Source organism: Bacillus sp. FJAT-27916 (assembly GCF_001183965.1).
In the GTDB taxonomy this organism is placed as follows: domain Bacteria; phylum Bacillota; class Bacilli; order Bacillales; family Pradoshiaceae; genus Pradoshia.
Window position 1 is genome coordinate 3,067,263 of the sequence record NZ_LFZV01000001.1, and the last position, 12,434, is coordinate 3,079,696.

Annotated in this window: 11 protein-coding genes; all 11 read right to left on the reverse strand. The window is 42.4% G+C overall.

Going from position 1 to position 12,434, the window contains the following annotated elements; genetic code table 11:
• A partial coding sequence (gene ltrA / locus AC622_RS15020; protein ID WP_442853809.1) for a group II intron reverse transcriptase/maturase occupies positions 1-1,199 on the reverse strand: 1,199 nt, incomplete at its 3' end.
• A gap of 592 nt (positions 1,200-1,791) precedes the next feature.
• Positions 1,792-2,925 (reverse strand): glycosyltransferase family 4 protein, encoded by a 1,134-nt coding sequence (locus AC622_RS15025; protein WP_049671804.1) that lies wholly within the window; start codon positions 2,923-2,925, stop codon positions 1,792-1,794.
• An 18-nt stretch (positions 2,926-2,943) separates the two neighbouring features.
• The gene (locus tag AC622_RS15030; RefSeq protein ID WP_049671805.1) at positions 2,944-4,113 is read right to left on the reverse strand and encodes an NAD(P)-dependent oxidoreductase; all 1,170 of its coding nucleotides are present in this window, start codon (positions 4,111-4,113) and stop codon (positions 2,944-2,946) included.
• On the reverse strand, positions 4,110-5,543 hold the full coding sequence (locus tag AC622_RS15035) for an O-antigen ligase family protein (protein WP_049671806.1): 1,434 nt from the start codon (positions 5,541-5,543) through the stop codon (positions 4,110-4,112). Before AC622_RS15035 ends, AC622_RS15030 begins: the two co-directional genes overlap by 4 nt.
• 97 nt (positions 5,544-5,640) lie before the next feature.
• On the reverse strand, positions 5,641-7,311 hold the full coding sequence (locus AC622_RS15040) for a right-handed parallel beta-helix repeat-containing protein (RefSeq protein WP_049671807.1): 1,671 nt from the start codon (positions 7,309-7,311) through the stop codon (positions 5,641-5,643).
• 4 nt (positions 7,312-7,315) lie between these two features.
• Positions 7,316-7,645 carry a helix-turn-helix domain-containing protein gene (locus AC622_RS15045; RefSeq protein WP_049671808.1) on the reverse strand — a complete coding sequence of 110 codons (330 nt, stop codon included), beginning with the start codon at positions 7,643-7,645 and terminating at the stop codon, positions 7,316-7,318.
• 69 nt (positions 7,646-7,714) lie between these two features.
• A complete protein-coding gene (locus tag AC622_RS15050; protein WP_053103771.1) occupies positions 7,715-8,344 on the reverse strand; it encodes a CatB-related O-acetyltransferase in 630 nt (209 codons plus the stop codon).
• 84 nt (positions 8,345-8,428) lie between these two features.
• A complete protein-coding gene (locus AC622_RS15055; RefSeq protein ID WP_049671809.1) occupies positions 8,429-9,337 on the reverse strand; it encodes a glycosyltransferase family 2 protein in 909 nt (302 codons plus the stop codon).
• 17 nt (positions 9,338-9,354) lie between these two features.
• Positions 9,355-10,116: a WecB/TagA/CpsF family glycosyltransferase gene (locus AC622_RS15060; RefSeq protein ID WP_049671810.1), complete on the reverse strand. Its 762-nt coding sequence runs from the start codon at positions 10,114-10,116 to the stop codon at positions 9,355-9,357.
• A 43-nt stretch (positions 10,117-10,159) separates the two neighbouring features.
• A complete protein-coding gene (locus AC622_RS15065) occupies positions 10,160-10,912 on the reverse strand; it encodes a sugar phosphate nucleotidyltransferase (RefSeq protein ID WP_049671811.1) in 753 nt (250 codons plus the stop codon).
• 14 nt (positions 10,913-10,926) lie between these two features.
• A complete protein-coding gene (locus tag AC622_RS15070; protein WP_049671812.1) occupies positions 10,927-12,381 on the reverse strand; it encodes an oligosaccharide flippase family protein in 1,455 nt (484 codons plus the stop codon).
• Between the last annotated feature and the right edge of the window lie 53 nt (positions 12,382-12,434).

The window sequence follows — 12,434 nt, forward strand, 5'->3', positions numbered from 1 at the left end:
ACCAATAGGTATAGGGCTTTGTGTAATATTGGACTTTTCGAGATACGCCAATAGCCTTTCCGACTGTTCCCCCATTCATAAGCTTTTCCTTTCGGAACACCTAGGTTCATGAGGTACCTTATCTTATCCTTTGGGTTCTTCCAGTTCTTCCACAAGCACATTCGCAACCTTCTGCGTATCCATTTATCCAACAATCCAAAAATAGCCTTCGTATCGGCTAACGCGAAGTATCCACACCATCCGGTTAGATACTGGTTCAGTTTCTGAATCCGGTATTCCATTGGGTAAGGCATCTTCCTGGAAGTGATTTTCCGGACCTTCTCCTTCATTCGCTGGATGCTCGCTTTTGCGATGCGAATTTTTGGCTCTTTCGTCGATGCGAAAGTAAACCCCAGAAACTTACGTTTCCAAGGTCGGCCTACCGCTGACTTCTTCTCATTCACTTTCAATCGGAGCTTCCCCTCAATGAGTCGTTGAATGCTGGCCAAGGTTCGTTCACCTGCACGCTTGGATTTCACGTAGATATTGCAATCATCCGCATAGCGTACGAATCGATGTTCCCGGCTTTCTAATTCTTTATCCAATTCATCTAGGACAATATTTGAAAGTAAGGGGCTTAGGGGACCTCCCTGAGGAGTTCCTTTCTCCATACTGGTAACCACTCCATTGATCATCACTCCAGCTTGTAAATACCGGCGAATTAGTTTCAATAGAGGTTTCTCATCGATTCTCTTTGCCAACGTGCTCATTAGTCGGTCATGATTGACCTTGTCAAAGAACTTCTCCAAGTCCATGTCTACTACCCATCTGTATCCTTCTTGGATGTAGCCCTTCGCCTTCCGTACAGCGTCATGGGCACTCCGGTTTGGTCGGAAGCCATAACTATGTTCGGAGAACATGGGGTCGTATATCTTCGATACCACTTGGGCTATCGCCTGTTGAATCAAACGGTCTGTCACGGTAGGGATTCCCAGTAGCCGGAAGCCGCCATCAGGTTTCGGGATTTCGACTCTTCGGACTGGCATCGGTTCGTAGGTTCCCTCCAGAATAGCTTCTCTGATGGAAGACCAATTTTCGACTAAGTGCTGACGTAGGTTTTGTACGGGCATCTTATCTACTCCATGACTTCCTTTATTCTTTTCGACTCGCTTTAATGCGAGAAGCATATTCTCCCGTGACAGGATTTGATTCAAAAGCATCTCGTTTCTTCCTTCCGTGAATAGCTTATCTTCTTATGCCAGCCGTCACTCCATCCTCCGGGAAGTCCCCTGCGGGATTCACCGCATCCTTCTTCTCGTGAGGTCTCTTACGTTTTCTATGGTCATCATGACAGACTGAATGCCAAGGGCTATTCTCTCTTGATTGTTCGGTCCTTCCGAATCGTTCTAGACCGATTCGTACTATGACCTCAGCTGACTTCTGATGGTTCAGCTGCCTATCACTAGACAGGTTATGAAGGGTACTTCACATCTCCATCAGACCTCCCCGGGTAAGGGCGCACGCTTTCTCTCCATGTCCCCACTGCATTTACTCTCTATCACCTTCGGCAGTAAGAGCTTTGTTTTGTTTAGCAAACTCACTCAATGACAGCTAGCCTTGTATGCAGTTCGTGTTCCTTGGGGCGGAGATTTGCCTCCAACTTCCTTCAGATTCCGCGTCACCACGGACACCCTTGTCTTTGGCTAACCCCTACTACTGCCTTCGAGGCTCGGGACTTTCACCCTAAAGCTTACACCCATGCCGGGCACACTAAAGAAAGGGCGCAAGGAAATTTCCTTGCGTCCCTTTTCTTCACTTCACCTTCGATACAGGTGCTGTCTCCTCATTTTGAACCATCTCATACATGCTGATGAATTTATCCACAATAGCTCCCCATGAATGTTGTCTAGCTGTCTCTACACCTGCGAACCTGACAGAATCATGCGCCCCGCTCCGAAGAACTTGCTTAATCTTCTCTGCCGCTGAATCCATATCCTCAAAATCAACCAAATAACCATTCTTCCCATCTGATACCATCTTTTTGAAGGAAGGAATCTGGCTCAGGAAGGCTGTACGTCCACCAGCCATAGCTTCTAAAGAAGATAGACCGAATCCTTCATACTCAGAAGCTGAAATAAAATAGGCTGCCTCGGCCATTTCCTTTAATAGATTCTCCTCTGATAGAGCCTCACAGATGGTCACATGATGTCCAATATCATAACGCTCAATCAAGTTCAGGAATTCCCCCTTCAAATGATCATAGTCCCTTCCAACAACCGATAGATGAACATCTGGAAATTCTGTTTTTAAGCGGGCAACCAGATCAAGCAGCTTATCAATCCGCTTATTTTTAGAAAATCTGCCGACAAAGATAAAGCGGTTCTTTCTTCCCTTTTCCTGTGCAACCGTATGATAGTGGTCGAAGTTAATTCCATTCTCGATTAACTCAATTCGCTCGGGTGAAATCGGCTTAAATGTTTCATAATCAGGCTCACTGTCTGCCACAATCCAGCTCATGTTCCTCAGACTCATCTTTGTGAAGGTATGGAAATGGAGTTTCTTATATAAATAGAATTTTTTCGTGTGAAAGAAACCTCCATGTGTAGATAAAATCATGGGCTTTTTATGAATCAGCTTCAAGCCAGCTAGATAATCCAGCAGGAAATCAACGCCATGTATATGAATTAAATCAAATTCTGATAAGTAGTTAACAGCCGATAAAGCAATAGGATAGCGCCGAGATCCAAAATAGGGGATTCTCCTTACCGCTATGCCATTGATGATTTCGGCCTCCGGGAATCTTTCTCCATTGGAGAAATCAGCATTTAACGTTAATACCTCTGATTCAATGCCTTTTTCCTTCAAGTGAACAGCTAAGTTTTCCACGAAATTTTCCATCCCGCCAATTACCGGCTTGTATTGCCTGATTACATGAAGAATTCTCATGATTCACTTCCTCTATCATTAAATTCCCTGAGGCATAAGCGCTTGCTCCTTCGTTGACATCCATGCTCTATAGGCGAGACTATCTGGAATATCGACATCAGCAAATGTCAGCATCTCCCCCTCCTCAACCGGTCTGATTATAGTAGCCAGATCAAGCAGTCCAATCGGGATATGGTTAGGCTTATCGTTAATCTTCACTGCTCTCCCTCTAACTTCAAAGCTTCCAATTCCACGCTTAATCGGCGTTCCTGCAGCAAGGTCTTTCTTTGCCACCGCTCCCATGCTATAAGAAGGGGCGCTTGTATTATTCAATAAAATCTCTTTTCTTTCTATTACTCGCCTGATTGTCTTGACGACTTCCAGATGGCATAAATGAAACGGCATAATCAATGTATAGTACGGTCCTTCCCCAAGCTTCATATAGTGAAGAGCATCCCTTTGCCCTTCGCCATCAAGATGTCTTGCTGTTACAAACACCCCAGCAGGCGCTTTAGCAGAAAGAACGTAATCACTGATTGGATAACCGAATTCTTCCGCCCTCATAGCCAATACATTAGCTCCAGCTAGTAAATCCTCAGCAGCTATTCCACTGATCCCGCTTGGCAGAAGCTTTGTTTGAAAGGCATTCGCTACCAGAGTCTGCTCAAATTCGACTTTTGTTCCGTCCGTAAAGGAGGTGACCATCTCAAGGCTAATCTTATTTCTCTTCGACCAATAAAGCATATCTTCAAAGGATGGGTTAGGATTTAAGAATCCCTTAATATTTCCATACACAAGCGGTTCAAACCCCATTTGCAGAGCATTCTCACGCAAGGCAGCAATGCACCCAGGCTGGTCTCCTTCCGCTTCTGTAATAAATCCTTTTCCAGCAAAGTACGAGCCAGTCGTTACCTGAAGCTCTGTATTCATGGTCACAACCGGAAGACCGGCCTCCATTACCTTTGCAATCATTTCTGTTCCGAATAACACATCTCCCGTGCATTCAACAATAATATCTGAGTGTTCAATACAATCCTCGATGGAATTTGTTAATAAATGAGGATAAGGAAAGTCGCCCCGCCTATCCAGCCTGGTTCTTGTCATGACTTTAACAACCTCTAAATCTTGGCACAGGTTTAATGCCTTCACTAATCCTTTTCCAATAAAACCGCTCCCGATTATCCCCACTCTTTGTTTGATCTTTATCATGACCGTTCTCCCCTCGGTATAGACTTTAGAGTTTGTTTTTCTTTTCTTATCAAAAGGAAGTAGCTTGTAATTAATGCTGCATGAAACCAGACAAATCCCATTCTAAATCCATTATTAAAATTAAAATCTACGAGTATAAACAGACTGGCTGCCAAGAATCCGAGAGGAATAAAATTGGATTTATCATAAACCGAAAGAATCATCCAGGTGATTCTTCCAAGAATCAAAAGGAAGATGGCAAGCCCGATTATTCCGGTATCAAACAAGACCGTCAAGAATAAATTTGCATTCCCCTTACCTGCATTGAGCTCTCCTCCATATATATATTCCTGTCTGATATCATCCCTCATGGACAATTCAGCCATCCCGCCGCTCCCATTGCCGACAATAGGGTGCTTCGGGATATAATCCAGCATTAACTGGATGGAGGCAAAACGGCTATCTGCAGCCCCTTGGTCTGTCTCAAGGCTTGTGCTTGGATGAAAGCGGTCATAGACCTTCATAAAGATTCCTTGGTTCACGATAAAAAGCATGATAGCTGACAAAATCAAAATGACTGCAGAGGAAGCAAAGAGCTTAATTGCCCTCATATTCTTCGTAATGATAAAGATGGCAATTACGGCGACCGCCAAGGAAAGAATACTTGCCCTCGCCATACTGATGAACACACCTATGAAACTCATGAACATGCCAATCAGGATAAACATCGGCGGAAATAAGCGCGTATTCCTGCTTAAATACATCACCACAAACCAGACAGCGGTATATCCTGCAAATAAGCCATACCAGTCGGGCTCATGGGCAAAGGATGATGGACGCGGAATGCCGATTTCCTCATAATGACTCAGCCCGAATTCAAATCCCAAAAAGAAGCCAATCCATTGCAGTATCCCGACAGCTGTTACAATAATTCCGGATACCAATGTGTACTTCAAAGCTTTATCAAAGAAATCAAGACCTTTATTGTAAATACATTGAACAGATATGAAATAAAACAGATTCAAAAATAGCTGACCAACGACTGATTCCCAAAAATCTCCCACGCTGATCAAATGTCCTATACTGAAGAAGTAGCTGAATACCCACAGATTAATCAGGATAAATAAGGGAGTCTTATATAGTTCCCTTTTAGAAAGCAGGAACTCTATCGTAAATTTAAGAAAGAGCGCTAAGAACAATATTTGAAAGATTCGTATATAAGAGCCTTGGAAGGTAATAAATGAACGATCAATAAAGATACTTAGTGCAATAAAAAGAAAGACTCTTTCTACAGTTAAAGGAAAGAAAAAGATAACGGCAATAATGATTAAGATGATAGGAAGATAGGCAAGCGGGAGGGCGGCGAACGCCCCCACCGCCAAAGCTAAGATAGCTGCGATTGCCGTTTGAACATATTGCCGTTTTTGATTATTCCAAAGCAGACTATTCACGTTTCCTCTCCTTTCGACTTCTTCACAGGGATTTTTTTTTGGTCATTCGTGGGTTTCTTCACAGGCTGCTCTTCAAAAAGACAGATTGACATGATTCTTACTCAACATAATCACCCGTTGCATCACTTAATGCTGGTGTCACCCCAACAAATACAGCTCCTTGCTGGTTTACCTGTCCAGTCGTTTCAGCAATGTGCAAATAATATTTCTGTGTCGGAACCTTTTGGCTGTCTTCATATGTATTTTGTTTAAGCAGGCCATTGCCGACATTGAACAGAATGATTGCAGAACGATTTTTCCTATCCTTTGATTTCTGTCCATTCCCAATCAGCTGATTCCCTTCAAGGGTGAAATCCTCTTGGCTGTATAGATCAATTCCAGCCAATCCGTTATCCTTAATAAGGTTGTCTTTAACCTCGAGACCTCTGCTCATGACATCTAAATTAGCAATAACTAATCCTGCGGAAAGATTATGATTGATTTCATTGCTTTTTACGACTATGCCTTCTGCCTTATATCCCTGTAGATGGATTCCCTCCATTCTTCCGCTAGAAATCTTATTTCCTTGAATGGTTAGATAATTGTAATAGCGAATTCCTTCTGGAAAGTCGCCTGTTTCTTCACCAATGACAGAGGCCTGAATAAATAACCCCTTCCCCCTGCTGCCAGTGATTTCATTGTTTTCTATGGTCGTATTATTCATGCCAGTGACATAAATGGCATTTGCCTCTCCAGTTTTATAGGTTTGCTCGACGACATTATTAACAACTTTTACATTGGCAGATTGGTTCTTCCATCCTTCCACAAATATGCCGTCTCCACCGTATCCGCCGGTCTTTCCATACCCTCTTATGATATTATTCTCAATCACCCCATCACTGACTGTTCGAAACGCCACCCCTGCATTCCGTGAACCGATTACCTCGTTATTCCTTACCGTAATATTGACATGCTGCTCATCGCCATCCTCAACTAAATGACCAACTTCAATGCCAAAATCTCCTGCATCCTTAACCACATTATCTTCAATGATGACATTCCGGCTTGACTTTCCTTCCTGATAGCTGATGAATATCCCATTTTGATGATCCGTATGATCAATTTCATTCTGGATGATTTGAACATTTTCTGTTTTCTGCAAGCCAATAATTCCATTAGAACCTCCATCTACAATCTTTGAGTCCTTCACTGTGCCATTTTTTGAATTGAAGAGCATGATGGAAGCACTTGGCGACCGAAGAACTTCTACTCGGCTGATTTCGAATGTATCAACAAATTGAAGAATAAGAGTATGTGAATATGAATCATTGATTTGTGCTCTGCGCTTGTCTTTCTCTCCATCAAATGTGAGATCACTAATCTGGATATTCTGAGCATTTGGCTCTGTCATTAATATAGATGAATCATCTTCGCTCCCTTTGCTTTTCTCCAAATTTAAACGAAGGATCGATTCACCCATCCCTGCACCCTTCAGATGAACATTCGACTTCAAAATAATAGGTTCATCTACCACATACATGCCCTTTGGAACAGCTACAATGCCGCCGCCATTGATACTCGCTTGATCAATCTCACTCTGAAGATCAATGGTCTTAGCTAATACTTCTTCAACCGGCTTACGAATAGAAGGCAGAACTGTCGGCTCATCAGCCGGCTTCAATTTAATAGCAAGTACAGAAAGGAGTCCCATAAAAATCAAGATTGCCAGCCAAAATTTTGTGTCCTTCAAAAGAGAAGTCAAGCGGACTTGCATGATTATTGGAATCATTGGTTTACTCCTTTTTACTCGATCGCCATTTAATAAATTCTATTAAATCACTGTATTCTTTCAGCTGAGCTTGATTGATTCCCTCCTTAAGAGCGAGCCTTTCAAGATCGGTTTGTTCATTATCTTTTTCGACATCCTTATTCATCGATATTAAAACCTGTGGAGTAATATCAAGAACACCAGCAATTTTCGTCAGTATTTCAAGACTCGGGTTGGTCATCTTATCTCGCTCGATATTGCTTAAATAAGATTTTGCTACTCCTGACCTTGCAGCCAATTCTGACAAAGAGAGCCCCCTCTCCTCTCTCAACTCCTTTAGTCTCTTTCCAAACATCGCTCCTCCTTATCTAGGGCTTTTTGCCTTAGATGACTTTCCTCTCTCTTACCCTTGTTAAATTTTCAATTATGCCTCCATTGCGATCTTACTTTCCAGCAGGTCTGCAGGAGTAATAGCTCCACACAAATGTTTCTTCAGCCATTCTTCACTTTTCTTGAAAAGTCCCAATTGGAGAAGCTGTTCAATGGTTTGTTCATCGAAACGGTATTTAATTACTTTTGCCGGTACTCCCCCCACAATGGCATATGGAGGGACATCCCTCGTAACGACGGAACCAGCTGCACATATAGCGCCTTCGCCTATTTCAATACCGTTCATAACGTATACATTGGCTCCCAGCCAAACATTATCCCCCATTTTCACTTGCGCGAATTCTTCATAATAGTCTCGGTCCACCCAGTTGATGTTATTAACAACCTTAGAAGTGGAATAGAAAATAGGAGAAGTGGCAACAAAGTCTATAGGATGGCTGCCTAGCCCAATCATGGTACCAGGTCCGATAGAACAAAACGAACCTATACTGGCATACATAACATGACAGTTTGCCGAGAAATACGTGTAATCACCCACATCTGAATTCGAGATTCTCGTATAAAAATTCAAGGCACAATTCTTCCCCACCTTCGTTGTCGCTGGATCAACCTCCACATAAGGTCCAATAAATACCGACTTATTACTTTTCTTAAATGCGTGCACTCTAATTCCCCTCTTAAGAGCATGAGGAATGAGACCATTTAAATACTTGATAATAAGCTCCTCCTTTATACCGGATAACCTTCGTCACATAAATGGGTATTCACGCTTTCCGCTTACAGCAGTCGCAAAATCATAAAATGCTTTTTTGATAGCTAGGCTCACCCGTTTGAACTGCTTTCCTTTTCCGATATACCAAATATATTTCACGGTATTCTTCACGAAAAAATACAGAAGGAACATGAGGAATACTGGTTTTTTCGCATAAAGGGACATAAACAACAGATTATTCCTCGTACCATAGTAGTTTGAGAGCGGCGACCGATAGCCAGTTGTCGCTGAAACCTTATGATAGACAAGTGATTGCGGAACATATCTTAAACGATAGCCTGCTTTACGAATCTCCAGACTGTATGCGGCATCTTCATAGTAGAGAAAATAATCCTCATCCAGAAATCCCGCTTTATCCAGCATAGAAACCGGAAATAAAAACACACATCCTGTCAGGAAGTTCTCATCACTCGGCTCCCCCTTGCCTCGTTCACGGGTTTTATGCAAGACTCGTCCTGTCAGCCACTTGATATCTCCTCCCCCAAACCAAGTCTCATCCCGATTGGCATAATAATTAATATGGGACCCGCAAGCTCCTACTTGGGGATCCTTCTCACATTCCTCCACTAATGGCTCAATGAAATGCGGATCAACCTCTGTATCATTATTGAGGAGCAAAAAGTAATCAATATCCGCTATACACTCAAGTGCATAGCGGATGCCATTATTATTGCCGGCAGCAAATCCCCCATTTTCCTTCAGCCCGAAAAAATGAAATCCTGCATCCTCAACATAGTTTTTTAGACTGCTGGTTTCCTTCGAGGCATTATCCACAATAACTGCGGTATGGTTGGAGTAGGTTGCCTTGCTTAACGATTCAAGACAGGCAATTGTATCTTCCGTTCCGTTATAATTGACGATTATCGTACAGACCTTTGGCTGCATACTACTTAATCCTCCCCTTATGGACCTTGAACCTCAGCTTTTCGATTAAACAAATTCTTGTTCTTTATTACATAATAGAAAAATTGGAAGTTGCCAACTAAGTATCTTCTCCACATCCGCTTAGGCTCTAGCAGCAGGCGATAGACCCATTCCAGCCTCAGTTTCCTGATTATTTGCGGTGCGCGCGGGATTCTGCCTGAAGCAAAATCAATGTAGGCACCGACACCCAGAATGATAGTGGCATTCAGAGATTCTTTATTATCTGAAATCCATTTCTCCTGAATCGGGACTCCTCTGCCAACAATTAAGATGTCTGGCTTTAACCGATTGATCTCATGGACTACCGCATCATTCTCTTCCTTGCTGAAATAACCGCTCCGATAGCCGACAATTCGCAAACCAGGAATGGCTCTCTGCAAATGCTCAGCCGCTTTGCCAGCCACTCCAGGTCCTGCCCCAAGCAAATAAGCCGTAAAGCCCTTTTCTGCTGCTAATTGCAGCAATTCAGGAATGAAATCTGTCCCATTTAAATTTTCCTTCAGCTGAACACCAAATAATCTGGCGCCCATCTTAATTCCAACCCCATCATTGAGTAAAAGGTCAGCCATATTGATTACATTGCGGTACTCCTCATCCTTTTGCGCGATATTATAGCAATGGGCATTGAGAAAATAGACAGCCGTTTTCTTTCTGTTGATCAAGCTTTTCTGCAGAGATGCCAAGCTCTCCGCTCCACTGACAACATCCATGGCTACATTGCCCAATTGACTTTTCGGCATTCGCTACCTCTCCTTATTCCTAGATTGCTCGGGATACCCCTTCTCATTTCATTAACGTTGCCTCTTTTACAAACAATTTGCTGAAATCAATATTTTGTGCAACTATATTTGCGTGTGCATAGGAGGAATGAGTACCAGCATCTGTCCAATCGCCGTAAAGAACGTCATATGTCAGCAACCCATTGTGAATATATTGATTATTGACATCCGTTATTTCCAATTCTCCCCTCGCTGAAGGCTGAATTTGATCAATGATGCCATAAACAGAAGCATCATACATATAAATACCTGTAACCGCATATCGTGATTTCGGAACAGCAGGCTTCTCTTCAATAGTCAAAATTCGTCCATCATATATGTCAGGAACACCAAATCGCTTCGGATTCTCTACCTCTTTAACGAGAATCTTTGCCCCTATTGCTTGCTTCTCAAAGCTTTCGACATATCCCTTAATCGTATCGGTAAATACATTGTCTCCTAGAATAACAACCATTTTCTCCAACCCTGTGAAATCACGGGCGAGCCCTAAGGCCTCCGCTATACCGCCAGGACGATCTTGAACCTTATACGTAAAGTGGACCCCGAATTCATACCCGCTTCCAAGGAGATCAACAACATCCCCCATATGATCTCGGCCCGTGACAATCAGGATATCTTCAATTCCAGCTTCCTTAAGCTTATAAACCGAATGATAAATCATTGGATATTTTCCAATCGGAAGAAGATGCTTATTCGTAACCTTTGTCAATGGATACAACCGTGAACCCGTGCCTCCTGCAAGTATTACACCTTTCATAAAATCACTCCTTTTTATCTTCTTGCCTTCAATGCCAGTGGTTTATTAAATAAGACAGTATACGAAATCTCCTTTCTCGCTATCGCAAGTCCTCCGCATAAAAGCATTGTGACGATTCCGCCTATGATAAAATGCAGAATCTGATGCCCAGGGAAGAATGAGAAAGCCGCATAAACTCCTCCAGCAAGCAGGCCGGATGAGAAAAAGGTCGTCAGGATTGATTTATATGGGAGAAGCTCTCTTTGCGGAATCTCAAAGACCTTACAGACATCTCTTTGTTGTAGATAAATTCCAATGAAGCAAGAAAGGGTTGATGCTGCGGCCACACCCAAATATCCGAATAAGGCCATGAATATGAATCCAAGAACGATATTGCAGACAACTGTTATAACTGTATTGGTGAGCACAAGCTTCTGGTTGCCTGATATAAGCAATGGTGTAAAGAAGACGGTGAATCGAAGAGGAAATTTCAATAAATATATGAGAAAAATGGTTGCTCCACTTAGGTAAGCAGATGAGTATAATAGGGTAATGAATTCTTGATGGTAGAAGAGCAAAATCCAAAAAATCGGGAACATAATCAGCGCAAGCATACGGCTTGATTCTGACCATAAACGCAGTGCCTCAATCTTTTGACTCTTGATGCTGTATAGACGCCCAAGCCTAGGCAGCATTGCTGTAATGACCGCAACGGTGATGATGGACATGAATGGGATTTCTTTTGATGCAATGGAGTAAACCGCAAACAACTCAACTGAATAGAAAAGCCAAATAATCATCTTATCGTTTGATTGCGTTAAAACATCTATAGCTGTAACGGCCCCCACTGCTCCTGTATAACGAAGCTGCTCCTTTAATAATGGAACATTTCCCTTCCATGACATTCCGTGACTGAAATGAAAGTAAAGATGCAAAATCGTCACACGCAATAATTCAAAGAGCGCAATCAACGCAATAGTGATCAATAATTCCCTTGTTGTGTATAGAGCAAAGCCTATAATCAAAAAATAAGTGAAATAATAGGACAAGTTGATGATGCTGTATATTTTCGCTTTCTTAATGGAGACGAATAAGTTTTCCAGATAGCTGCCCATTATAGTAGCAAAGCTCCATAAACCAATCCATAAGGTATAGTGGTGAAGCGTACTGTCTTTCATAAGAAAAGGAAGATTAAACAACATCAGCAAGCAGGCAAGCATCACCATACCTAATGTAAACAACACCCAAAATGTGTTGGCAATGGTATACGATTTCTCACGATCATTATCTGTTTTGTTATAGTAATAACTAAAGGTCGTCTGCATCTCAAAAGGGAGCAGCGCGCCTATCATGACAGCAATCAAAAAAATCTGCTGATAGATTCCCATCTCTGTTATCGTGAGCAATCTAGCGATAATGATTGTTACCATGATTTGAACGAATGATTTGGCGAAGCGGTTAATAGATAACAAGGCAGATTCTCTAATCATGCTGTTTCCCGCCAAGCCCCTTATAGGTGATCTTTATTACTACTTGATTATTC